The 23,594-nt window shown below is 66.2% G+C and carries 19 protein-coding genes; 6 read left to right on the forward strand and 13 right to left on the reverse strand.

Annotated elements, in window-relative coordinates:
* Nucleotides 1-16: 16 nt before the first annotated feature.
* The 3 genes from QGN32_RS01655 (at nucleotide 17) to QGN32_RS01665 (ending at nucleotide 3,708) form a co-directional block, all read left to right on the forward strand.
* Nucleotides 17-1,240: an amidohydrolase family protein gene (locus QGN32_RS01655; RefSeq protein WP_326546955.1), complete on the forward strand. Its 1,224-nt coding sequence runs from the start codon at nucleotides 17-19 to the stop codon at nucleotides 1,238-1,240.
* A gap of 72 nt (nucleotides 1,241-1,312) precedes the next feature.
* Nucleotides 1,313-2,455 (forward strand): acyl-CoA dehydrogenase family protein, encoded by a 1,143-nt coding sequence (locus QGN32_RS01660; RefSeq protein ID WP_326546956.1) that lies wholly within the window; start codon nucleotides 1,313-1,315, stop codon nucleotides 2,453-2,455.
* On the forward strand, nucleotides 2,452-3,708 hold the full coding sequence (locus tag QGN32_RS01665; protein WP_326546957.1) for an acyl-CoA dehydrogenase family protein: 1,257 nt from the start codon (nucleotides 2,452-2,454) through the stop codon (nucleotides 3,706-3,708). The genes QGN32_RS01660 and QGN32_RS01665 overlap by 4 nt, the downstream gene beginning before the upstream one ends.
* A 72-nt stretch (nucleotides 3,709-3,780) precedes the next feature.
* Here QGN32_RS01665 and QGN32_RS01670 read toward each other — a convergent pair whose 3' ends face one another.
* Both QGN32_RS01670 and QGN32_RS01675 read right to left on the reverse strand, forming a co-directional pair.
* Complete coding sequence (locus QGN32_RS01670; RefSeq protein WP_326546958.1) at nucleotides 3,781-4,797, reverse strand: Rv2578c family radical SAM protein; 1,017 nt, start codon at nucleotides 4,795-4,797, stop codon at nucleotides 3,781-3,783.
* 89 nt (nucleotides 4,798-4,886) lie between these two features.
* Nucleotides 4,887-5,306 (reverse strand): Rv2576c family protein, encoded by a 420-nt coding sequence (locus QGN32_RS01675; RefSeq protein WP_326548881.1) that lies wholly within the window; start codon nucleotides 5,304-5,306, stop codon nucleotides 4,887-4,889.
* 158 nt (nucleotides 5,307-5,464) lie between these two features.
* Here QGN32_RS01675 and QGN32_RS01680 point away from each other — a divergent pair, with 158 nt between their 5' ends.
* On the forward strand, nucleotides 5,465-5,995 hold the full coding sequence (locus tag QGN32_RS01680; RefSeq protein WP_326546959.1) for a hypothetical protein: 531 nt from the start codon (nucleotides 5,465-5,467) through the stop codon (nucleotides 5,993-5,995).
* Between the two features lie 240 nt (nucleotides 5,996-6,235).
* On the opposite strand, the gene hisS is transcribed toward QGN32_RS01680, so the two are convergent.
* Both hisS and QGN32_RS01690 read right to left on the reverse strand, forming a co-directional pair.
* Nucleotides 6,236-7,501 (reverse strand): histidine--tRNA ligase, encoded by a 1,266-nt coding sequence (gene hisS / locus QGN32_RS01685; protein WP_326546960.1) that lies wholly within the window; start codon nucleotides 7,499-7,501, stop codon nucleotides 6,236-6,238.
* 6 nt (nucleotides 7,502-7,507) lie between these two features.
* Nucleotides 7,508-8,197 (reverse strand): MBL fold metallo-hydrolase, encoded by a 690-nt coding sequence (locus QGN32_RS01690; protein WP_326546961.1) that lies wholly within the window; start codon nucleotides 8,195-8,197, stop codon nucleotides 7,508-7,510.
* A gap of 103 nt (nucleotides 8,198-8,300) precedes the next feature.
* Between QGN32_RS01690 and QGN32_RS01695 the strand changes: the two genes are divergently transcribed.
* Nucleotides 8,301-9,173, forward strand: a complete 873-nt coding sequence (locus QGN32_RS01695; protein ID WP_326546962.1) for a peptidylprolyl isomerase — start codon at nucleotides 8,301-8,303, stop codon at nucleotides 9,171-9,173.
* 4 nt (nucleotides 9,174-9,177) lie between these two features.
* Here QGN32_RS01695 and QGN32_RS01700 read toward each other — a convergent pair whose 3' ends face one another.
* The 9 genes from QGN32_RS01700 to QGN32_RS01740 form a co-directional block, all read right to left on the reverse strand.
* Complete coding sequence (locus tag QGN32_RS01700; RefSeq protein WP_326546963.1) at nucleotides 9,178-9,471, reverse strand: DUF4333 domain-containing protein; 294 nt, start codon at nucleotides 9,469-9,471, stop codon at nucleotides 9,178-9,180.
* Between the two features lie 207 nt (nucleotides 9,472-9,678).
* Nucleotides 9,679-12,033 (reverse strand): RelA/SpoT family protein, encoded by a 2,355-nt coding sequence (locus QGN32_RS01705; protein WP_326546964.1) that lies wholly within the window; start codon nucleotides 12,031-12,033, stop codon nucleotides 9,679-9,681.
* 54 nt (nucleotides 12,034-12,087) lie between these two features.
* Nucleotides 12,088-12,582, reverse strand: a complete 495-nt coding sequence (locus tag QGN32_RS01710; RefSeq protein WP_326548882.1) for an adenine phosphoribosyltransferase — start codon at nucleotides 12,580-12,582, stop codon at nucleotides 12,088-12,090.
* Nucleotides 12,583-12,632: 50 nt separating this feature from the next.
* Nucleotides 12,633-14,324 (reverse strand): ABC transporter substrate-binding protein, encoded by a 1,692-nt coding sequence (locus tag QGN32_RS01715; protein ID WP_326546965.1) that lies wholly within the window; start codon nucleotides 14,322-14,324, stop codon nucleotides 12,633-12,635.
* Nucleotides 14,325-14,329: 5 nt separating this feature from the next.
* A complete protein-coding gene (gene secF, locus QGN32_RS01720; RefSeq protein WP_326546966.1) occupies nucleotides 14,330-15,610 on the reverse strand; it encodes a protein translocase subunit SecF in 1,281 nt (426 codons plus the stop codon).
* Nucleotides 15,611-15,613: 3 nt separating this feature from the next.
* A complete protein-coding gene (gene secD / locus QGN32_RS01725) occupies nucleotides 15,614-17,413 on the reverse strand; it encodes a protein translocase subunit SecD (protein ID WP_326546967.1) in 1,800 nt (599 codons plus the stop codon).
* A 66-nt stretch (nucleotides 17,414-17,479) separates the two neighbouring features.
* Nucleotides 17,480-17,812, reverse strand: coding sequence for a preprotein translocase subunit YajC (gene yajC, locus QGN32_RS01730; protein WP_326546968.1), 333 nt, complete (start codon nucleotides 17,810-17,812; stop codon nucleotides 17,480-17,482).
* Between the two features lie 560 nt (nucleotides 17,813-18,372).
* Complete coding sequence (locus QGN32_RS01735; RefSeq protein ID WP_326545936.1) at nucleotides 18,373-19,566, reverse strand: integrase core domain-containing protein; 1,194 nt, start codon at nucleotides 19,564-19,566, stop codon at nucleotides 18,373-18,375.
* 116 nt (nucleotides 19,567-19,682) lie between these two features.
* Nucleotides 19,683-19,994 carry a hypothetical protein gene (locus tag QGN32_RS01740; RefSeq protein ID WP_326546969.1) on the reverse strand — a complete coding sequence of 104 codons (312 nt, stop codon included), beginning with the start codon at nucleotides 19,992-19,994 and terminating at the stop codon, nucleotides 19,683-19,685.
* Nucleotides 19,995-20,273: 279 nt separating this feature from the next.
* On the opposite strand from QGN32_RS01740, the gene QGN32_RS01745 reads away from it, so the two are divergent.
* A complete protein-coding gene (locus QGN32_RS01745) occupies nucleotides 20,274-23,552 on the forward strand; it encodes a LuxR C-terminal-related transcriptional regulator (protein ID WP_326546970.1) in 3,279 nt (1,092 codons plus the stop codon).
* The last annotated feature ends 42 nt before the right edge of the window (nucleotides 23,553-23,594 follow it).

Below are 23,594 nucleotides of genomic sequence, written 5' to 3' on the forward strand. Positions count from 1 at the left end.
CGTCCAGGAGGCGCAAATGGCCCGCCAGCTTCCCTTCCCGGTGTTCGACGCCGACAACCACTTCTACGAGCCCAAAGAGGCCCTGACGAAGTTCCTCCCCGACCATCGCAAGAACGTCATCGACTACATCGAGGTCCGCGGCCGCACCAAGATCATGGTGCGCAACCAGGTCAGCGACTACATCCCGAACCCCACGTTCGAGGTCGTCGCGCGGCCGGGCGCCCAGGAGGAGTACTTCAAGCACGGCAGCGGCGGAAAGAGCTTCCGCGAGGTGATGGGCAAGCCGATGAAGGCGATCCCGGCCTTCCGGGAACCCGCCGCACGGCTCGAGGTGATGGACGGCCTCGGCCTGGACTACTCGCTGATGTTCCCGACCCTGGCGAGCCTGGTCGAGGAACGGATGAAGGACGATCCGGAACTCATCCTCGACGTCATCCATGCGCTCAACGAGTGGATGTACGAGACGTGGCAGTTCAATTACGAGGACCGGATCTTCTCCACGCCGGTCATCAACCTCGGCATCGTCGACCGGGCGCTCGAGGAACTCGAGTGGTGTCTCGAGCGCGGGGCAAAGACGGTCCTGGTCCGGCCCGCGCCCGTGCCCGGCTTGCGTGGCACGCGATCGTTCGGGCTGCCCGAATTCGACCCGTTCTGGGATGCCTGCGTCAAGGCCGGCATCCCCGTGTCGATGCACGCGTCGGACTCCGGTTACGCCGAGTACCTCAACGATTGGGAGCCCGCCGACGAGTACCTGCCGTTCAAGCCCACGGCGTTCCGCATGGTGTCGATGGGCAAGCGTCCGATCGAGGACTCGATGGCCGCGCTGGTGTGCCACGGCGCATTGACGCGCAATCCCGATCTACGGGTCCTGTCGATCGAGAACGGAGCGGACTGGGTGCCCTACCTGTTCAAGCAGTTCGACGGCGTCTACAAGAAGATGCCACAGGAGTTCCCGGAGAACCCGATCGAGGCGTTCAAGCGTTGTGTATACGTCGCCCCCTTCTGGGAGGACGACTTCAAGCAGATGGCCGATCTGCTCGGAGTGGACCGGGTGATCTTCGGTTCCGACTGGCCGCATCCGGAAGGGTTGGCCGAGCCGACGCACCTGATCGACGACCTGCAGGGTCTCGACGCAGAGGGCCAGCGGAAAGTCATGGGCGGCAACATGATCGATTTGTTCAAGGTGCCAAACGAGATTGTCCACAACCCCGACGTGCCTGCGCTCGTCATCCCCGCCTGACTTAGGCTCACCACCGCGGACGTGCGTGCGCCCCATCGACACGCACGTCCGCACTACCACGAAAGCGAGCCCGTGACCGACAGCGCGAATCCCGAGGTGCTGCTCTTCGCCTCGACGACCCAGTCGTTCCTCGAGAAGGAAGTGCCGCTGAGCCGGATGCGGCAGATGCACGACGAGGGAACGTCATTCGACCCGCAGTGGTGGCGGCGGGCGGCCGAACTCGGCTGGACGAGCCTGCTCGTCCCCGAGGAGTTCGGCGGGGGCAGCGTGTCGGGCGGTGTCTCCGGGGGCGTCAAGGATCTGGCACTGGTCGCCGAAATCGCGGGGAAGACCGTCGCGCCGGGTCCATTGCATCCGGTCAGCACCGTTCTGGCCGGGCTTGTCGAGGCTCCCGAGGGCCACGAGGACACCATCGAAGCGCTGATCGCCGGCGAGTTGGTGGCAAGCTGGGCGGTCTATGAACCCGGTCGGCCGTGGGCGCCGCTGACGCCGTCGGTCACCGCCACCCAGACGGGCGCCGGATTTCGCATCGACGGTGTCAAAGACCGTGTCGAGGCCGGCGCGGACAGTGGAATGCTCCTCGTGACAGCGCAATTCGATGGTCACCCCCGCCAGTTCCTGGTTCCGGCGGACGCATCGGGCGTGCGGGTGCAATCGCAGCGTTCCATCGACATGGTCAAGAGTTACGCCCGGGTGCAGTTCGACGGCGTCGAGGTCGGCGAGACCGCGGTCGTCGGCTCGGCCGAACTGACCGAGGCGTTGATCGAGCGGCAGAGCCAGATCGCCATTGTGCTGCAATGCGCCGAGATCATCGGGATCCTGGACACGGTGCTGGCCTTCACGATCCAGTGGGGCTTTGACCGGCACTCGTTCGGTCGGCCACTGGGCTCGTATCAGGCCCTCAAGCACAAGTTCGCCGACCTGAAGATCTGGTTCGAAGGCTGTCGGGCGACGACCAACGCCGCGGCAGCCGAGGTGGCGGCGCGCTCACCCGGCGCCGCGATGGCGGTCAGTGTCGCGAAATCCTATGTGGGCGAACACGCTCCAGGAATGCTTCAGCTCTGCATACAACTCCACGGTGGCATCGGGGTGACATGGGAGCACGACCTGCACCTGTTCCTGCGACGGGTCACCCTGTACCGCTCGCTGTTCGGCACGCCCGAGGATCACAACCTTCGCGTCTACTCGCTGACCGAAGTGGGGCAAGCGTCATGACCGAGACCACATCGGCGCCGACCACGACCCAGGAGTCGGTCGAGGAGTTCGCGGCTCGCGCCCGGGCGTGGCTCGCGGGCAACATGCCACCGATCGACCCCAACAATCCGCCCGAACACGACCGCGGCGAGGAGCAACCGTGGCAGCGTGCCCGTGAACTCCAGAAGCTGCTCTGGGACGGCGGATTCGCCGGAATCTGCTTCCCGACGGAGTACGGCGGGCTCGGTCTGCCGATCGCGTACCAGAAGGCGTTCAACACCGAATCCCGCTGCTACGAGCTTCCCGTCATTCTCAACACCCCGACGTTCACGATCTGCGCGGCCACGATCCTCGACACCGGCAGCGAGGAGCAGAAGCGCCGACACATCTCCGCGGCCCTGCGCGGTGACGAGGTGTTGGTGCAGCTGCTGTCCGAGCCGAGCGGCGGTTCCGACCTCGCCGGTGTGATCACCCGCGCCGACCGCAAGGGCGACAAGTGGGTCATCAACGGCGCAAAGACCTGGAGCACAAGCGCATTCGCCGCCGACTACGGGTTGATGCTGGCGCGCACCAACTGGGACGCGCCCAAGCACGAGGGGCTGACGATGTTCCTCGTGCCGATCAACAGCCCGGGCATCACCCTGCGGCGGATCAAGCAGGTCAACGGGTCGGTCGAGTTCTGCGAGGAGTTCTTCGACAACCTCGAGCTGGGCGACGACGCGGTGGTCGGGGAGGTCAACGGGGGCTGGCATGTGGCCTCGCGCCAGCTGTACCACGAACGACGGGCGGTCGGCGGCGGCTCAGAGTTCGCGAGCGGCATTGGGGCCGAAGGCAAATCCGACGTGCCGATCGACTACGTCGGGTTGCTGGAGAGCATCGGAGCGCCCGACAACGAGCGGCTGCGCGAGATGGCGGGACGGGCGCTGGTCCACCGCGCGGTCCGCGAGCAGTTGATCGACCATGTGTATCACGGTGTCCTCGACGGGTCGCTTCCCCCGGCGGCGGGTTCGATCATCCGCATCGCCCATGCCGATGTGCACCACGTCGAGTTCGACACCGCCTTGGCGATCACCGGCAGCGCCGGTGTGGTCGACGTCGACGGTGACCTGATCCGGTACGGCGAGCGGTACCTGTCCCGGCAGGCCGCGGCGCTCGGCGGCGGAACCACCGAGATCGCGCGCAACATCATCGGCGAGCGTGTGCTGGGCTTCCCCCGCGAACCCGCCGCCGACCGCGACGTGCCGTTCAAAGAGGTCAAGCACAACAGGGGCTGATGTCGCCTGCACGAGAACTCCCTTTGAGCTGTTTCAGGCAGGTTTCGCTCTGCTCGCGCTCAGGGTGCACGCCTAGAACAGCGTCGGTTGCAGCGCCTCGACGGGTGCTTCGGCCGGAGTGTCCGCCGCGCGGAAGGAGCGACGGTGCGGTGCCAGTCCGTGCTTTGCGACGAGCGGTGCCGCCCTGTGGTGCAACATCCTTCGATAGTCCTGCGGCAGATAGGCGCCACGGCGATACAGTTTCCGGTACTTCGGCACCAGCTCAGCGTGTGAGCCGGCCAGCCAGTTCATGAACCACCCGCGCGTGGAACCGCGTAGGTGCAGGCCGAATACGGTGACGCCGGTCGCCCCGGCCGCCGCGATCTGCGCAAGCAGCGCATCGAGATGCGCGACCGAGTCCGTCAGATACGGCAGCACCGGAGCCACCATCACGTGGCAGTCCAGTCCGGCGTCGCGGATCGCGGCGATCAACCCCAGCCGGGCTTGTGGTGAGGGCGTACCGGGTTCGACCTCCTTGTGCAGTTCTGCATCCGCCACGGCGAGAGAGACCGCGACGCTGACGTCGACCCGCCGGGCGGCCTCGCTCAGCAGTGGCAGATCCCGCCGCAGCAGCGTGCCCTTGGTCAGGATCGAGAACGGTGTGCCGGAATCGGCCAGTGCGGAGATGATCCCGGGCATCAGCGCGTAACGGCCCTCGGCACGCTGGTAGGGATCGGTGTTGGTGCCGAGCGCGACGGTTTCGCGTTGCCACGACGGCCGCGACAGTTCACGACGCAGCACGTCGGCGACATTGGTCTTGACAACGACCTGGCTGTCGAAGTCGCTGCCGCAATCCAGGTCGAGATACTCGTGCGTCGGCCGGGCGAAGCAGTAACGGCAGGCGTGCGAGCACCCGCGGTAGCCGTTGACCGTGAACCGAAACGGCAGCATGGCGGCGTTGGGCACCTTGTTGAGCGCCGATTTGCACAGCACCTCATGAAAGGTGATGCCTTCGAACTGCGGTGTGCGCACGCTGCGTACGAAACCGATTCGCTGCAGGCCGGGCAGCGCGCCGTCGTCGGCACCGACTGCCTGACCATCCCACCGCATGCCTTGATTCGAACTGACGTTCGACAAGATGTCAAGGCCGGCGGGAACCGTGTCCCCGTCGGAGCGCCGTCACACGTGCAGCGGTCGGATCACCACTGGCTCAATTGGCACTGCACCGTGTAGGTGCCGTCGTGCTGCACTGCCACCTGACCGTCGATCGCGATCTCACAGTGCGGGTTCGGCGAAGCCTGCATGGCGTGCACGCCGGTGCTCGCGGTGAGGATCGCCCACTGCGGATCTTGCATCGTCGTCTCGAACACCCACGGCACGCCGGGCGACACGACCACTTGTTCCTTCTTCAGGTAGGCGTAGGCGTCGGCGTTGTACGCCGCCTTGCTCGGAGGTTGCGCAATCAGATAGTTGAGTTGGAAGTCGGCCGCCCCCGTCGCCGTCAGCGTGTACCGGACCAGATGGCCCTCCGACTGGGCATCCGCCGTTGCATGGCTGACTGCGACTGACGCTGCTGCCAGTATTAACGCCGCCCCGACCTTGGCTTTAGCTGTTCGCATGTTCGTCACATCGCCGGACGGTACCAAACCGTTACACCACCGCGGGGCGGCGTGCGCGGGGAAGACGTTTCCGCGAGCGTGCGTGTTGGCACACGACACACTGTGATTTTTCAACAGTTTGCGCACGCTCGCGACCGACGAAATGGCACAGTGCACCCGTGGACACAGCATCGGAGCCGCAGGTACTCGCCGACACCGGCGGGCTGGTCATCACCGACGACGGCCGACGGGTGCTCGTCGTGGACCGCGGCACGGGAGCGCTGACGGTACTCGCGTTCGTCCTCGGCATCCTCACGCTCGTGGTGGCAGGGTTCGGGCTGACAGCGTTCATCGCCGGCGTGCCGTCGCGGGCATCGGGCGCAGTCTTCGTGGCCGTCGGTGTGGCACTGGCGGTGGCGACGACCTTCGTTGTCCGCCGAATCGGCCGCGTGCGCTCCCGGCCCCTGCACGACTGCCGATCGGCAGCGGTCCTCGATCGCAAACTCGGACTGTTCAGTTATCGTGGTGGCGCCTTGGTGCAGCTGGATCAGGTGCGCTTTGTCCGCAAGTTCCAAATCGGTTCCAGCTCACCGAAACTCGTGGCCGTGATGCCCGGGGGCACGAAGGTGCTCAAGCGCGGCAACCCGTTCGACGGCGGGGTCGGCCACATCGACGAGTTGCTCAACTCAGTCGCCCGCGGTTCTGCGTGACCCTTACCACTGACCGATCGGAGCGCCCTTTGCAGTGGCCAAACGCGGGCCCGACGTATTACTGATCGACCGCGGCCGAGCGCCGACGGAAATCACATTGCCGGTTTGACCGCCTTACTCGCGCGGGTCATGTTCGGCAACACCGCAGTTGCGCACGCTCGTCCGTCCACGAGCGTGCGCAATCTCCGGGGAATGCGTGGCGCGTCGTGTGCAAACACGCGCGCTCGCGCAAGCCAAACGTTAGGCGCGGTTGAGCCGAGTGAGGACTTCGGCCAGCACGTCGTCAACCGGGACATCCGTCTGGTCACCCGTTGCGAGGTTCTTCACTGCGATGGTGCCCGCCTCGATGTCGCGGTCACCGGCCACCAGCGCAAGCGACGCACCCGAACGATCCGCGGCGCGCATCGCACCCTTGATGCCGCGGTTGCCGTAGGAGAGGTCGACCCGCACACCGGCCGCCCGCAGTCGCGCGCCCAGCACCGCCAACTTCGTCTTGGCCTGCTCCCCTAGCGGAACACCGAAGACGTCGACGCGCGCCGTCCCACCGACCTTCTTTCCTTCGGCCTGCAGCGCCAACATCGTCCGGTCGACGCCGAGCCCGAACCCGATGCCGGACAGGTCTTTTCCGCCGAGCTGCGCCATCAACCCGTCGTAACGCCCGCCGCCGCCGATACCGGATTGCGCGCCCAGGCCGTCGTGCACGAACTCGAACGTCGTCTTGGTGTAGTAGTCCAGCCCGCGCACCATGCGCGGGTTGATGACGTAGGGCACCCCGAGCGCGTCGAGATGCGCCAGCACACTGTCGAAGTGCTGCTTGGCGACATCGGAGAGGTGGTCCAACATCACCGGCGCATCGGCGGTCATCTCGCGCACCGCGGGCCGCTTGTCATCGAGCACCCGCAGTGGGTTCAACCGAACGCGCCGCTGCGTTTCCTCATCGAGGTCGAGCTTGAACAAGAACTCCTGCAACAGTTCTCGGTATTGCGGTCGGCAAGTGTCGTCGCCGAGCGAGGTGATCTCCAGCCGGAAGCCGTCAAGCCCCAGCGATCGGAATCCGGCATCGGCGATCGCGATCACCTCCGCGTCCAGCGCCGGGTCGTCGACCCCGATCGCCTCGACTCCCACCTGCTGCAACTGGCGGTAGCGGCCGGCCTGCGGGCGTTCGTACCGGAAGAACGGCCCGGCGTAGCACAGCTTGACCGGCAGCGGCCCGCGGTCCAGGCCGTGCTCGATGACGGCGCGGATCACGCCCGCGGTGCCCTCGGGCCGCAGTGTGACCGACCGGTCACCACGGTCGGAGAACGTGTACATCTCCTTCGACACCACATCGGTGGACTCGCCGACCCCGCGAGCGAACAACGCGGTGTCCTCGAAGATGGGCAGTTCGATGTCGCCGTAACCGGCGCGCCGGGCAGTGGCGAGCAGACCGTCGCGGACGCCGACGAACTGCGCCGAGTCGGGCGGCAGATAGTCAGGGACACCCTTGGGCGCCTGAAATTCACTCACTGGAGCTCACTTGGTCAAGCCTTCGAGGAACGGGTTGGTACGACGTTCGGCACCGATCGTGGTCGTCGGGCCGTGTCCCGGTAGTACCACGGTGTCGTCGTCGAGCACCAACAGTTTGTTGACGATCGAGCCGAGCAGGTCCCGGCCGCTGCCGCCCGGCAGGTCTGTGCGGCCAACCGACTGCTGGAACAGGGTATCGCCCGTGAGTGCCACCGATCCGGGACCCGGCCCGATGGCCGAGTCGACACGAAAGACCACCGATCCGCGCGTGTGGCCCGGCGTGTGGTCGACGGTGACAGTGATGCCGCCCAGTTCGACCTTGTCGCCATCCCTGTCGAGTTCGACGACCTGCTTCGGCTCGCGGAACAGCGCCCCGAACGCGGAGCTAGCCAGCCCCCCGATCAAGCCCCGCCCGAAATCCTTGATCGGATCGGTCAGCATGAAGCGGTCCTCGGGATGGATATAGGCCGGGCAGCCGTACATGTCGGCGACCTTCTGGGCGGACCAGATGTGGTCGATGTGGCCGTGCGTCAGCAGCACCGCGGCCGGTGTCAGGCGGTTCTCGTCGAGGATTCGGCGCAGCGGCCCCATCGCCCTCTGACCGGGGTCGACGACGACGGCGTCGGCCCCGGCCCGTGGGGCCAGCACGTAGCAGTTGCACGCCAGCATGCCGGCCGGAAACGCGGTGATGAACACGACCTCCAGTTTCCCATCCCGCGATGGCGTGGGTCGCAGCGCCACACTCAGCGATGCCTGGCACACTCGTTCCCGATCGATCGACACGAGGAGGACACCGGCGGTGCCGACCAACGAACAGCGGCGGGCGACAGCGAAGCGCAAACTCGAGCGGCAGATGGAACACCGCGCCGAAAAGGCCCGCAAGCGGCGCCTGTACACGATCATCGGCTCGGTCGCGGCCGCGGTCGTCGTGATCGCCGCCGTCATCGCGATCGTCGTCATCAACCGTGACTCCGGCGGCGAGACCGCGACCGCAACCGAGACAACCACCACGCCCTCGGCCGCGCCGGGCGCACCGGGGGCGCTGCCCCCGTTCACCGCGCCGGCCGGTCTCGGCGAGAACTGCCAGTACCCGGCGTCGGCGGAGAAGGCCAGCAAGCAGGTCAACCCGCCGCGCACCGGCAAAGTGCCCACCGATCCCGCCGAGGTCAGTGCCAGTATGTCCACCGACCAGGGCAACATCGGCCTGCTGTTGGACAACGGCAAGGCGCCGTGCACGGTGAACAGCTTCGCCAGCCTCGCCCAGCAAGGCTACTTCGACAACACCCCGTGTCACAGGCTGACCACCGCCGAACAACTGAAGGTGTTGCAGTGCGGCGACCCGGCCGGTGAGGGGACCGGCACCCCAGGTTATTCGTTCGCCAACGAGTATCCGACCAACCAGTACCAGCCCGACGACCCGAAACTGAGGGAACCGGTGCTCTATCCGCGCGGCACCCTCGCCATGGCCAATGCCGGCCGGGACACCAACGGCAGCCAGTTCTTCCTCGTCTATCAGGACTCGAAGCTGCCGCCGAACTACACCGTGTTCGGCACGATCGACGAGACAGGCCTGGCCACGCTGGACAAGATCGCTGCGGCCGGGGTTGCCGGGGGCGGCGACGACAGCGCACCGGCCACTCCGGTCACGGTGAAGTCGATCCTGCTGGACTGACCGGCTACTTGCTCGGCGCGGTCTCGATGTAGAACTCGACGTCGTCGCCCTCGACCTTGGTCACCCGCATGTTCGCGGTGTACTCCGCGCCTTCCGGTCCAGTGAACGTGCACTCGAACCGAGTACCTTCTTTGGCCTCGACATTTTCGGGACACTTGACGTCGGTGGGTTTGAACCCGGTCTGCTCGGAGACGAGGTCGACGACGGACTGCGCGGCGCCTTCCGGCTTGATCGTGGAACTGCAGCCGACGACCACGACGCCGAGCGAGACGAGAAGGACGAGCAGACCGCGCCGCATCGTCGCAGTATCGCAGACCTGAGGAAAATTGACGGGCTTGAACACATTTGCTCACGCCGCTTCTGCCCAATCGCGGCTCACGCCGCTTCTGCCCAATCGCGGCTCACGCCGCTTCTGCCCAATCGCGGCTCACGCCGCTTCTGCCCAATCGCGGCTCACGCCGCTTCTGCCCAATCGCGGCTCACGCCGCTTCTGCCCAATCGCGGCTCACGCCGCAGAAGTCACCCGGTAGACGTCGTACACACCCTCCACATTGCGCACCACGTTGAGCACATGACCGAGATGTTTGGGGTCGCCCATCTCGAAGGTGAACCGGCTGATCGCCACCCGGTCGTTGGATGTCGTCACCGACGCGGACAGGATGTTGACCTTCTCATCGGCGAGCACCCGGGTCACATCGGACAACAGCCGGTGCCGGTCCAGCGCCTCGACCTGGATGGCGACCAGGAACACCGACGACGGCGACGGCGCCCATTTCACGTCGATGATGCGCTCCGATTGCTCCTGCAGCGACGCGGCATTCGTGCAGTCCGTGCGGTGCACGCTGACTCCTCCGCCGCGGGTGACGAAGCCCATGATGTTGTCGCCGGGCACCGGGGTGCAGCACTTGGCCAGTTTGGTCAGCACGCCGGGAGCGCCGGGCACAGCCACCCCGACGTCGTCGCTGGTGCGGTGACGCACCGGCATCGTCGCGGGCGTGGATCGCTCGGCTAGTTCGTCGGAGGCCTCCTCGTCCTCGCCGAACTGGGCGACCAACCGCTGCACCACATGCCGCGCCGAGACATGACCCTCGCCCACCGCGGTGTAGAGCGCGGAGACGTCGACATACCGCAGCTCGCGGGCCAGCGCCCCCATCGACTCCGCGTTCATCAACCGCTGCAACGGAAGTCCACCTCGCCGAACCTCGCGTGCGATCGCGTCCTTACCCGCCTCGAGCGCCTCCTCGCGGCGCTCCTTGGCGAACCACTGCCGGATCTTGGCCTTCGCGCGCGGCGAGACCACAAAGGTCTGCCAGTCGCGGGACGGGCCGGCGTTGGGCGCTTTCGACGTGAAAACCTCGACCACTTCCCCGTTTTCGAGCTTGCGCTCCAAAGCGACGAGGCGGCCGTTCACCCGGGCGCCGATACAGCGGTGGCCGACCTCGGTGTGCACCGCATAGGCGAAGTCGACGGGCGTCGACCCGGTGGGCAGCGTGATGACGTCGCCCTTGGGGGTGAAGACGAAGATCTCTTGCACCGCAAGGTCGTAGCGCAGCGACTCCAGGAACTCACCGGGGTCGGCGGCCTCCCGCTGCCAGTCGAGAAGCTGTCGCATCCAGGCCATGTCGTCGATCTCGGCCGACGAGTGCTGGCTCGGAACGGGGTTGCGGCCCTTGGTTTCCTTGTAGCGCCAGTGCGCGGCGATGCCCAGTTCGGCGGTCTTGTGCATGTCGTGAGTGCGAATCTGTACTTCCAGCGGTTTGCCCTCGGGTCCCACAACGGTGGTGTGCAACGACTGGTAGACGCCGTATCGCGGTTGGGCGATGTAATCCTTGAACCGCCCCGCCATCGGCTGCCACAGCGAGTGGACGACGCCGAGCGCGGCATAACAATCCCGGATCTCGTCGCACAGGATGCGCACGCCGACCAGGTCGTGGATGTCGTCGAAGTCCCGACCCTTGACGATCATCTTCTGGTAGATCGACCAGTAGTGCTTGGGCCGGCCCTCCACGATCGCGTTGATCTTCGAGGCGTTCAACGTCGCGTTGATCTCGGCGCGCACCTTGGCCAGGTAGATGTCGCGCGACGGCGCACGGTCGGCGACCAGGCGCACGATCTCCTCGTACTTCTTCGGATACAGGATGGCGAACGCCAAGTCCTCGAGCTCCCACTTGACCGTGGCCATGCCCAGCCGATGCGCCAGCGGCGCAATGACTTCCAGCGTTTCACGGGCCTTGCGGGCTTGCTTCTCCGGCGGAAGGAATCGCATGGTGCGCATGTTGTGCAGCCGGTCGGCGACCTTGATCACCAGTACGCGGGCGTCGCGCGCCATCGCGATGATCATCTTGCGGATGGTCTCGCCCTCGGCGGCCGTACCCAGCGCGACCTTGTCCAGCTTGGTGACGCCGTCGACGAGGTGGCCGACCTCGGTGCCGAACTCCTCGGTCAGCGCCTCCAGCGTGTACCCGGTGTCCTCGACCGTGTCGTGGAGCAGCGCCGCGATCAACGTGGTGGTGTCCATACCGAGTTCGGCCAGGATGTTGGCCACCGCCAGCGGATGGGTGATGTAGGGGTCGCCCGAGCGGCGTAGCTGATCGGCGTGGCGCTCTTCGGCGACTTCGTAGGCGCGCTGCAACAACTGCAAATTGGCCTTCGGGTAGATCTCTTTGTGGACCGCGACGAGCGGTTCGAGGACCGGGTTGATCGCGCTGCGTTGCGACGTCATCCGGCGTGCCAACCGGGCGCGCACCCGACGCGACGCGCTTGCCGGGGCTTTCGGCGTTTCCACAGGCTGCGTCTCGGGCATCTGCGCTGCCGGCGGCGGCGACTGCACGGCCTGGCCCGTGCCGGGTTCTTCGGCCATGCTCACCTCCTCGTCACGCGCTACCTGCCCGCACCCCGACTTCGAGGATATCCCTCAGGCCCGATGCAGTGAGGTGACCGGCAACGGCTCGAGTAGCCGGCGACCGCCGAGCGCGGTCAGTTCGAGCAGCACCGCGGCGCCCGTCACCGTCGCGCCCGCATGCTGCAGCAACTTGACGGCGGCGGCGGCTGTTCCGCCGGTGGCCAGCACATCGTCGATGATCAGCACGTCGCGGCCCCCGAGATCGATGCCGTCGGCGGGGATCTCCAGCGTCGCGGTGCCGTATTCGAGCGCATAGGTCTCGCTGTACACCGGCGGCGGCAGCTTGCCGCCCTTGCGGATCGCCAAGACGCCCGTGCCCAGCCGCAAGGCGACCGCCGCACCGAGCAGGAACCCGCGCGCGTCGATTCCCGCGACCAGGTCGGCTCCGCCGGACATCTCAGCGAGCGCATCGGTGACCGTGGCCAACCCGTGCGCGTCGGCCAGAATCGGGGTGAGGTCCTTGAACGCGATCCCGGGTTCGGGGAAGTCGGGCACCTCGCGCATCATCGCCGCGATCAGAGCCGAGATGGTCCCCGCCGACCCGCCCGGTCCGGCACTCACTGGTCGAGCACCCAGCGGTCCATGTTCCAGCCCGCGCCCCACCGGGTCGGGTTGCTGCTGACGGCGAACATCTTCTTCGACGTCAGCACCGTGCGCTGCTGCCGGTACAGGGGCAACGTCGGCATATCGGCCCACAACACCGGGCCGCCCTCACCGAGCAGCCGGGCCATTTCCTTGGGGTCGTTGGTGATGGCCATCGTCGAGACGACCCGGTCGATCTGTGGATTGGAGTAGCGCGGCAGGTTGTTGCCGTTGCCCGTGTGGAACTGGTACGCGTCCATCGCCGACGACCCGGACGATCCGCTGCCCGCCGCACCGCCCGTGCTGGCGAGCAGCACATCGATCACGTTGTCACGCAACGACAATGGCCCAACGGCGTCGCCCGCCGCGTCCTGCACGGTGATGCCCGCGGGCGCACAGGCCTTCGCGATCGCGCCGACGGCGGCGGCCAGCCGCGCATTGGGACTCTGATAGCCGACGCGAACGGTCAACGGTCGCGCGTTGAGCGCGGCCCTGGCCGCGTCGGCGTTGGCGGCGACGAACTGCCCGGCTTCCGCGCCACCCTCGGACGCACTGTAGGCGTCCTGCGTCGCGGGGTTGAGCCGCGAATTGGCGATGGGCTGCTCGGCGTTGCGGGCAATCACGTCGCGCGGCGTGCACAGGGCCAGCGCGCGGCGCGCCGGCGGGGCGGCCATCGGGCCTCGCGGGGCGAAGATGAGCTGTTGGATGCCCGCCGACGGGGCGTCGGTCCGCACGAAGTCATCGGGCATGTTGAGGGTCCCCGACGATCCGGTGGCGATGTCGACGACGTCGTAGGAGCCCTGGTTGACGCGCTCCTGGATGTCGGCGCCGCGGGGCCACACGGTTACCGTCTCGGTGACGGGTTTGGCACCCCACCACTTGTCGTTGGCGACCAGCACGACCGCACCGTCGTCGGTCACCGCATCGAGTTTGTAGGGACCCGACGACGGGAACCTCTTCATGTCCAGGTCGGGTTTGAGCGTCCAGCCGGTGTTCCAGACCTGCGCTATGCGCTCCACCGCCGGGCCGTCGTTGTCCAAAATCGCTCTGGTGACCCCGCCGTCGCCCAGGCCCAGCTGATCGGCGATGACGTGCGACGGCATCAGCGACGTCGCGGAGAACAGCTGCCCGAAATCGACGAACCCGCGATCCGGGGCGAACGACACCCGCGCCTTCTTCTGCCCAGGCGTGCAGTCCACGGAGGCGATATCGCTGTAACCGCCACGATTGGCGGCGTCGAACGTAGGGAACCGGCCGGACTGCGACGCCCACGCCAACACGAGGTCGTCGCAGGTGATCGGCTTGCCGTCGGAATAGACCGCGTTGGCGTTGACCTCGTAGTCGAGCACCAGGGGTTGCCTGCCGACGACGGAGATCGTTCCGAAGTCGTGATCGCCGACGATCTGCCCGTCGGGGCCGTGGTAGTTGAATCCGGTCAGCACCCGCGCGAACGCCTGCGGGCCGGCCGAAGCGGCGCCGGCGACGGTGTTGGTGTTGTAGGTGCTCAGCGTGCCGTCGACGGCGTAGTCGATGCTGTCGGCCGGGCTCGGCGTACACGCCGACGCCAGACCCGCGGCGAGCACCAGAGCGGCCGCCAGCACGCCGCAACGCCGTATCGGATTCGATTCCCTCGCGGGCTGGGCGCCCGCCCGCTTGCGGGCCTCCATCGTGCCTACCGCCGCCGGGTGCCGCGCTTACCCGACGGGCGTCCGGTCCGGCTGCTGGACGGCCGCAGCGGACGCGCACCAGGCGCAGGTTTGTCCGGGGGCGGCGCTGCGTCGGTCCGCGCGGCGGTATCGGCGCGCGCCGTGGCGGTGGCGGCGACGGTCTCCGGTTCGCCGCCGGTCGCTTCCTCTGCTTGAGCGGCTCTCGCTGCCGCCCCCTGGCGGCGGTTCATCACCCGGCGGGTGTGGTTGCGCACCAAGTCGGTGCGCTCTCGCAGCGACACCAACAGCGGAGTGGCGAAGAAGATGGACGAGTAGGTGCCTACGATGACGCCGACCAACTGCACCAGCGCCAGATCCATCAGCGTGCCCACACCCAGCAGCCACACCGCCACCACCATCAGAGCCACGATCGGCAGTACGGAGATCAGGCTGGTGTTGATGGACCGCATGAAGGTCTGGTTCACCGCAAGGTTGGCCTGCTCGGCGAAGGTGCGCCGGGTGGTGTGTTCGAAGCCGTGGGTGTTCTCCTCCACCTTGTCGAACACAATGACGGTGTCGTACAGCGAGAACCCGAGAATCGTGAGCAGGCCGATCACGGTCGCCGGGGTGACCTCGAACCCGACGATCGAGTACACGCCGGCCGTGACCACGAGGTCGAACAACAGCGTCGCCATCGCCGCGATCGACATATAGCGCTCGTAGCGCAGCATGATGTAGAGCGTCGCCAGCACCACAAACACCACCAGGGCCATCAACGCCTTCTGGGTGATCTGGCCACCCCACGTCTCCGACACCGCGGAATCGCTGATGGCCTGCTCGCTCGGCTGCCCGTCCGAACCCTTCGGTTTGAACTCGTCGAACAGAGCGGTGCGCAGTTCTTCCGTCTCGTCGTTGGTCAATGTCTCGGAGCGGATCTGCACGGTGGCCGAGCCGCCGCTGCCGACGACGACCACCGACTCCGGGCTCTTGCCCAGTGTCCTGCTGAAGACGTCCTCGACCTGCTGGGTGGTCACGGTGCCGGACTCGGTCGCGGTCGGCATCGACACCTTGGTGCCGCCTTCGAAGTCGATGCCGAAGGTGAAGCCGCGCAACAGCATGCTGGCCAGACACACGGCCACGATGAGACCGCTGACCGCGTACCACAGCTTGCGCTTACCGACGACCTCGAACGCACCCGTGCCGGTGTAGAGCCGGACGAAGAAGCCGTGCTGCGGCGCGGCAGACTCGAGGTCGGGCGCCTCCACTGCACTGCTCTGCTGTTCATCCGATGAGTGCTTGGCCGCCATGTGTTATTCCCGTCCCATCGCGTGTGCGGCTGCTCGTCGCTCCCTGGCGATCTGTTGCACGGCACCGAGTCCGTTCAGCGAAGGCTTGGCCAGTGTTGGCGACTTCGACGCCAGATACACCAGCGGCCACGTCACCAGGAAGACCACGACGACGTCGAGAATCGTGGTGAGACCCAACGTGAACGCGAAGCCCTTGACCTGGCCCACGGCGAGGATGTAAAGCACCACCGCGGCAAGGAGCGTCACCGCGTTGCCGGACACGATCGTCTTGCGCGCCCTCGCCCAGCCGCGCGGCACGGCCGAGCGGAACGAACGACCCTCGCGGATCTCGTCTTTGATGCGTTCGAAGAACACCACGAACGAGTCGGCCGTCATACCGATACCGATGATCAGACCCGCGATACCGGCGAGGTCGAGCGTGTAGCCGATCCATCTGCCGAGCAGCACGAGAATCGCGTAAACCATTGCGCCGGAGGCGACCAGCGACAGCGCGGTCAGCACGCCCAACATCCGGTAGTAGAGCAGCGAGTACGCCAGCACCAGCGCCAACCCGACCGCGCCGGCGATCAAGCCCGCCCGAAGCGACGACAAACCCAATGTGGCCGAGACGGTTTCGGCCTCCGATGACTCGAACGACAGCGGCAGGGAGCCGTACTTCAATACGTTGGCCAGTTCGCGCGCGGTCTGCTGGGTGAAGTGGCCGCTGATCTGGGTGCGTCCGCCGGGGATCGCCTCCCGGATTTCGGGGGCGCTCATCACCTTCGAGTCGAGGACGAATGCGGTCTGGGTGCCGACGTTGGCGGCGGTGAAGTCCGCCCAGGTCTTCGCTCCCTCGCTCTTGAACTGGAGATCGACGACGTATTCACCGCGCTGCTGGTCGAGGCCGGAGGTGGCGTTGTCGATCTGCTCACCGTTGATGATCGACTTGTCCAGCAGATACACCTCGGTGCCGTCGGCCGAGCAGGTGATCAGCGGAAGGTTCGGATCGTCGTTGCCGGCGAGGACGTCGTCCTCGTGGCAGCGGGTGGCTTGGAACTGCAGGGCCAAGATCTGGATCTGCTGGTCGGTGCTCTGTCGCAACTGCTTTTCGTCGGCGATGCGTTGCGCCAGCGGGATGTCCTCGAGCGAGGGGGGCTTGGCCGGCGCCGGCGGTGGCGCGGGCTCGCCGGGGGTGGGCGGCGCAGGAGTGGGAGGGGGCTCCGGCGCCGGTTGCGCGGGCGGTTCCTGCGGATAGGGGCGCGGCTGCGCGGCCGGCGGCACGACCGGTTCCGCGGGCGGTTGCTCACCGGCGGGCGGGGCGGGTGGCTGATCGGCGCCCGGCATTCCGGGCATCATCGGGGTGCCCGGCGGCATTCCGGGCATGGGGCCGCCCGGTGGCATTCCGGGCGGTCCCGCTGCCGGTGGTTGTTCACCCGGCGCCTCGGCGGGCATGACGTGCACGACCGGCCGGATGTAGAGCCGCGCCGTCTGGCCCAGGTTGCGGGCCTCGCTGCTCTCGCTGCCAGGCACCGTGATGACAAGGTTGCTGCCGTCGATGATCACTTCGGAACCGGATACCCCGAGCCCGTTGACTCGGTCGTTGATGATCTGCTGTGCCTGGTTCAAGGCGTCGCGGGTGGGCGGCGACCCATCGGGGGTGCGTGCGGTCAGGGTGACGCGGGTGCCGCCCTGCAGATCAATACCGAGTTTGGGCTCGGGCTTCTTGTCTCCGGTCAGAAAGACCAGACAGTAGGCGCCGACCAGCAACGCCATGAACAGCAACAGGTAGCGGGCAGGACGCACCGGCGTCGAAGACGATGCCACGTTTTGTCAGGTCTCCTCGAGATCAGTTCGTCAGCACCGCAAAGAGTACGGGCTCTAGCTGAGATCTCAGCCGTCAGTCTTGGTGGTCGGGCTTTCGGTGAGCTCGGTGGCGGTCGACTCGGGCTCGACATCGTCGAACTCGTCGTCGGTGATGCGGTCGCGCACCGCGAGCTTCATCCAGGTAGTGATGACGCCCGGCGCGATCTCGAGCTCGACATCGTCGTCCGCGATGCCGGTGATGGTTCCGACGAGACCCGAGGTGGTGTGCACGCGGTCGCCGATCTGAAGCGAATTGTGCAGGTCAATGGTGGCTTGCATCGCTTTCTTCTGGCGCCGCGACGCGAAGAACATGAACGCGCCCAGCACGATGAGGAGGGGAAGGAAGACGACGAGATCCATGGCAACAAAGTCTTTCGTTAGTTCTTGTGGTCGCGGCGCAGCGACGGTCGGGCCGCGCCCATAAGTGACCAGTGTGCCATTGCGAGCGGCCAGGGCGATGAGCCCACCGAGATCAAGGCCCGAATCAGCGCGGCTCACGGTGCGGCGTCACGGCCCGGTGTTGTCCAGCGCCACGGATTCCGTCGCAGCTATCCGTGATGGCTAAGAATCACGCCACAGTGCGCCTGCGTTATCAACCGAATCGGTGCTGTTCCGGCCCCGTGAGCCCAACCGCGTCACCACGGCTGAAGAGGTCCCGCCAATGGTCGACCAGATCCATTCTTCGCCGGCGCCGCACGGGTGCTGGAGGGGAACTCGGCCAGGATGCCGCATCGCGGGTTCAAGTCGTCGGGCCACGGCAAGGACCTGTCGATGTACGGGTTCGAGGACTACACCCGCATCAAGCACGTCATGGCGTACACGGGGTAACTACGTGCGATCTGTGGAGTGTTAGCGGCGCTGACCGCCGTGTGGTGTCTCGGGACATCGTTGACACTTATGTCTCGGGACATCGCTGACACTCATGATGCCGGTTTGGGCTCGCGGGTGCGATAGGTGCGGGTGGTCTTGTCGATGGACTGGTAGTTGCGTGTGGGATCGGCAGTGAGAGTGCGCACGAGTCGGTTGCCGCTGAAGATGGTGATGTGCTCGCCGTCGCGGATGACATCGCAGTCGTGGCCGGCCCAGCGCAGCCCGACGTTGACCTTGTAGGGCGCGACGAACACGTGTCCCGACTTCTCTCCGACGGTGCGGCGGCTGACGAACACCGGTGCGGGCAGTGGACGCTCGGCGGGGCGGGCCATGACGGTGGCGCTGAATGCCTCGGCCGGGGTGGCGCCACGTAGCGCGCGGTGCGGCCGTTGGTGGTTGTAATAGGTGCGGAACTGCTCGAGCAGGGCGTTGAGTTCCTCGACAGTAGCCGCCGGATCGCGGGCAGACAGCCACTTCTTCAGCGTCTGCCAGAACCGCTCGATCTTGCCGCAGGTCTGCGGGTGAAACGGCGTCGAGTTGATGGTCCGCACCCCGAGAGCGCGCAGATTGACCTCGAAAGCTGATTCATGCGCGTGGAACCGGCCAGTGTAGACGATTCCGTTGTCCGACAACGACATCGATGGTATCCCGCACTCGTCGATGCCTGCCAGCATCACCTCCCAGACAAGCTCGGCGTCCGCGTCACCGGCGCCCGCGCGCAAACCCACCACATACCGGGAGTGGTCGTCGAGACTGCCCGCGATGCCCACCGCGCTGCCGTCGGCCAGCGTCCATCCGGTCCAATCGGACTGCCAACACTCGTTGGGCCGATCGAAGCAAAACCGTTTGGTCGCCGACTTCGGCCGCTTCTGTGGCTGCGGGACGATCGCCCCGCGACGGGTCAAGATCTGCCACACCGTCGACACTGACGGCACCGCGATACCCTCGCGCTGCAACGACCACACGATCGACTGTGCACCGTGATCGCGGCCATCCTCGATCAACTGCTTACGCCGCAACACGATCAGGTCTTCCACCTCGACCGGGGTCTGCCCCGGCGAAGTCAGCGGACGCCGCGACCGATCCTGCAGACCCTCGATCCCACCGTCACGGAAACGCTTGCGGAACTTGTAATACGTCTGTCGACTGATCGCGCTGTCCCGGCAGAACTGCGCCACGTTGTCGACCTGGCCGGCCAACGCCGAAGCCATCCGAATGTCCATCGCCGTCACCTTCTGAGCCATGAGCCATCCTGGCCCAGGCCCTACTCAAGTGTCAGCGATGTCCCGAGACATACAACTGTCAGCGATGTCCCCGAACAGAACACGGCGCTGACCGCCGGTGCGACTCCACAAATCGCTCAGGCGACGGGAGTGTTGGTCACCAGCGTGGCGACGAAGCGGTGAATGTCGTCGACGGTCAGTTCGGCCCCGCCGACCTCGAGGTCGATCAGGTGAGACAACAGGTCCTCGGTGGGCTTGCAGCAACGCTCGGCGATCATGACATCAACGTATTGGTACAGCGTCTCCTCGTCTCGCGGCGTCATCGGACCGGCGGCCCATCGGGCGAACATCGGCCAATCCTGTTCCGGGAAGCCGAACGCTTCACACAACGCGGCGGCCGAACATTGGCGCGCCACAATCGAATCGGTGATGTTAGGCCTGTCGGGCATGGTCGGCCTCCTGAGAAATCGTGATACGTCGACTATCGGACGCCGCCGAGCACGGAACATCGGCCAGACGGCGTACTTCGCATGAGATTAGATAGCCAGGCTAGCTTCGGTGCGGGGCACGGTCAGTCATGCAGGTCACAGCGACGCGGTGAAACTCGTCGCATCAGCAACGGCTGGAGACCCACGTCACCTGCCAGCGAGCTCGGCGCCAGGGACATTCGGTCGACATGCGCCAAATGGCGGATGTTTCGCCGATATCGATCGCCCCATGCTGGCACGATGAGCACAGCTGAGTCGAGCGAGGTTGCCATGGCCGAGCTGCTTCCGACCGGAACGGTCACGCTGTTGCTCGCCGACGTCGAGGGCTCGACCCGGCTTTGGGAAACCCGGTCCGCTGCGATGACGGAAGCCATTGCCGATCTCAACAACACCGTCGATGCCCGCGTCGCGGAATATCACGGGATCCGACCGGTCGAACAGGGCGAGGGTGACAGCTTCGTGGTCGCGTTCACCCACGCGCGCGATGCGGTGCAATGCGCCCTCGCGCTGCAGGGGGCGGATCTGGGCCTCGTCAAACTGCGCATCGGAGTACACACCGGTGATGTCCAACTCCGCGACGAGGGCAACTACGCCGGACGCACCATCAACAAGACCGCTCGCCTACGCGACCTCGCCCACGGCGGCCAAACCGTGATGTCCGCCGTGACTGCAGAACTGGTCGAGGACGGCCTGCCGAACGGCGCCTGGCTGACCGACCTCGGCAGCCACCCGCTACGCGACCTGCCCAAGCCGGTTCACGTCATTCAGCTGTGTCACAGCGATTTGACGAACGAGTTCGCTCCCCTTCGTGCCCCGTCAAATGTTGGTACACAACACCTCCCGACACCGTTGACGACCTTCATCGGCCGCGAGGCGCAGATCGCCGACCTCCGCTCCATCCTCGCCGGCAACCGACTGGTCACCCTGACCGGCACCGGGGGCGCGGGCAAGACGCGCCTCGCCATCGAGATAGCGGCAAAGGTTTCGCCGCATTTCCGCGACGGCGGCTGGTATGTCGACCTCGCACCGATAACTCATCCCGAAGTGGTTCCCGTTGCAGTCGCGCGCGCCCTCGGATTGCCTGACCAGCCGGGCCGCTCGATCAGCGACACGCTGCAGGCCCACATCCGTGACCGCCACCTGCTGTTGGTGCTCGACAACTGCGAACATCTGCTGGAGCCCTGCGCCACGCTCGTCAGCGAGATTCTGGCCGGGTGTTCGAGTGTGACGGTTCTGGCGACCAGTCGCGAGCCACTACTGGTTCCCGGTGAATTGAACTGGAGTGTGCCGTCGTTATCGCTCGCCGATGAGGCCGTCGAGTTGTTCGCCGATCGAGCACATCGAGCTCGGCCGGACTTCATTGTCGGCGAGGACAATTCCGCGATCGTAACCGAGATCTGTCGTCGCTTGGACGGTATGCCGTTGGCGATCGAACTGGCGGCGGCGCGGGTGCGGGCGTTGTCGGTCAAGGAGATCGCCGACAGCTTGCACGACCGATTCCGGTTGCTGACCGGCGGGGCCCGCACGGCGGTGCGACGACAGCAGACTCTACGTGCTTCGGTGGACTGGTCTCATGCGCTGTTGACCGAACCGGAGCGCGTGCTGTTCCGACGGTTGGCGGTGTTCATGGGCGGGTTCGACCTCCCCGCGGCGCAAGCGGTCGCGGTGGCTACGGCGGTGGAGCGCTTCCAGGTACTCGACCAGTTGAGCCTGCTCGTCGACAAGTCGCTCGTCGTGGCCGAGAATGCGAGCGGTCCAACCCGATACCGACTTCTCGAGACCGTTCGACAGTTCGCGCTCGAGAAGCTGAGCGAGTCCGGCGAAGCGGACACTGTACGGAGTCGGCACTGTGCCTATTTCACATCGCTCGCGCGCCGCTTGGACACGGCCGCACGCGACGACTACGAGCAACTCATCGAACAAGCCGAACTCGAGATCGACAACCTGCGGTCGGCGTTCACCTGGTGTCACGAGTACGGCGATATCACCGGAACCGTCGAATTGGCGTCGTCATTGCAGCCGCTGTGGCTGGCCCGCGGTCGCTTCGTCGAGGGTCTCGCCTGGCTCGCGTCCGCGCTGACGAATCGCGATGGCGACCAATCGAGATGCCCCGCCAGGGTGCGTGCGCTCGCCCTCGCCGACACGGCGGCGTTGAACTCTTGGGTTGATATCAGTGCCAGCCTCGACCAAGCGATTGAGGCGCTGGAGATCGCACGCGCTGAAGAGGATCCAGCGCTGACGACCCGAGCGCTCACCGCATGTGCCTGCATCACGGCCCACGATCCTGAGCTGTCGCGACCGTATTTCGACGAGGCGATCGGAATGGCTCGCGCACTGGGCGATTCGTGGCGGCTGAGCCAGATCCTCAGCCGTCAGGCTTATGGCGAGTTCATGGTGGGCGACCTCCCTTCGATCCAACCGGTTGCAACGGAAGGGCGCGACATCGCCGAGGCGATCGGGGACCGCTTCAACGCGCGGCAGTGCCGCTGGGTCCTGTTGAACATGCAGGCTCTTCGCGGGGATCTGGTGGGCGCCCTTGCGCAGAACTCGCAATTCATCGCCGAGGCCACTGCTGTGCACGATCCGGTGAACATCGCGATCGGTTTGATGAACGAGACGACCCTGCGCGCCTGGAACGGCGACTGCTCCGGTGCACGTTCGGCAGGCAGAGCGGCCATTCAAGCCTGCGCTGATATCGGTGGGGTGTTCGACCAGGGCGCCTACGTCATGTTCGCTATGGCGTGCCTGGCAGACGGGGATTGCGAAACGGCGTGGCAGGCAGCGCAAGACGGACTCACCGCCCCGATCAATCCGCCGGCAGCGATGACCAACAGGGCGTTCCTGGCCCAGATTGCCATGGTGTCAGGCGAGTCGGCCACCGCGCTTCGGTGGCTGGACGAGGCGGTGCCCGCCGTGAAGGGCTGGTGGCTGTCGACCGCACTGACCACGCGCGCCCGCGTCCATCTCACGCTGGACAACCTCATCCAGGCCGAGGCCGACGCCTACGCGGCGCTCACACTTGCCGTGACTGTCGACGGGCGACTCACCATCCCCGACATACTCGAATGCATCGCCGGTCTAGCCTGTCGCGCGGATCGCCACCGTGACGCAGCGCGGCTCTTCGGCGCGGCGGATGGCGCGCGCCGGCGAATGTGCATGGTCCGGTTCAAGGCCTTCGATCCCGAGCACGAGGCTTTCGTTGATGGGCTGCGAAATACGATGGGCGATGACGACTTCGAAGCCGCCTGGGCCGAAGGCGAGGCCATGTCCACCGATGACGCGATCGCATACGCGCTGCGCGGCCGCGGAGAACGCAAACGCCCGTCATCCGGGTGGGAGGCTCTCACCCCTACCGAGCTTCAGGTCGCCGGCCTGGTGCGCGATGGACTGTCGAACAAAGACATCGGCACACACATGTTCGTCTCCCCGCGCACCGTTCAGTCTCATCTGCGTCACATCTACGACAAGCTGGATGTCAGATCGAGAGTTCAACTCGCCCAGGAGGCAGGCCGCCATTGACATACGAAGTGCCCCGAACAGCGTCGGAGCACTTCGTTCCTC

This window comes from Mycolicibacterium sp. ND9-15 (assembly GCF_035918395.1).
In the GTDB taxonomy this organism is placed as follows: Bacteria; Actinomycetota; Actinomycetes; order Mycobacteriales; family Mycobacteriaceae; genus Mycobacterium.

What these genes read in the sequence shown, in the direction of transcription:
- QGN32_RS01700 (WP_326546963.1), bottom strand. Translation starts at nt 9,471, where the DNA reads ATGCGGCGCGGTCTGCTCGTCCTTCTCGTCTCGCTCGGCGTCGTGGTC.
- QGN32_RS01740 (WP_326546969.1), bottom strand. Translation starts at nt 19,994, where the DNA reads ATGCCCGACAGGCCTAACATCACCGATTCGATTGTGGCGCGCCAATGT.
- QGN32_RS01710 (WP_326548882.1), bottom strand. Translation starts at nt 12,582, where the DNA reads ATGATGCGCGAGGTGCCCGACTTCCCCGAACCCGGGATCGCGTTCAAG.
- QGN32_RS01670 (WP_326546958.1), bottom strand. Translation starts at nt 4,797, where the DNA reads ATGCGGTGGGATGGTCAGGCAGTCGGTGCCGACGACGGCGCGCTGCCC.
- QGN32_RS01705 (WP_326546964.1), bottom strand. Translation starts at nt 12,033, where the DNA reads ATGGCCGAAGAACCCGGCACGGGCCAGGCCGTGCAGTCGCCGCCGCCG.
- QGN32_RS01745 (WP_326546970.1), top strand. Translation starts at nt 20,274, where the DNA reads ATGAGCACAGCTGAGTCGAGCGAGGTTGCCATGGCCGAGCTGCTTCCG.
- QGN32_RS01715 (WP_326546965.1), bottom strand. Translation starts at nt 14,324, where the DNA reads ATGGAGGCCCGCAAGCGGGCGGGCGCCCAGCCCGCGAGGGAATCGAAT.
- QGN32_RS01665 (WP_326546957.1), top strand. Translation starts at nt 2,452, where the DNA reads ATGACCGAGACCACATCGGCGCCGACCACGACCCAGGAGTCGGTCGAG.
- QGN32_RS01735 (WP_326545936.1), bottom strand. Translation starts at nt 19,566, where the DNA reads ATGGCTCAGAAGGTGACGGCGATGGACATTCGGATGGCTTCGGCGTTG.
- QGN32_RS01675 (WP_326548881.1), bottom strand. Translation starts at nt 5,306, where the DNA reads ATGCGAACAGCTAAAGCCAAGGTCGGGGCGGCGTTAATACTGGCAGCA.
- yajC (WP_326546968.1), bottom strand. Translation starts at nt 17,812, where the DNA reads ATGGATCTCGTCGTCTTCCTTCCCCTCCTCATCGTGCTGGGCGCGTTC.
- secF (WP_326546966.1), bottom strand. Translation starts at nt 15,610, where the DNA reads ATGGCGGCCAAGCACTCATCGGATGAACAGCAGAGCAGTGCAGTGGAG.
- QGN32_RS01655 (WP_326546955.1), top strand. Translation starts at nt 17, where the DNA reads ATGGCCCGCCAGCTTCCCTTCCCGGTGTTCGACGCCGACAACCACTTC.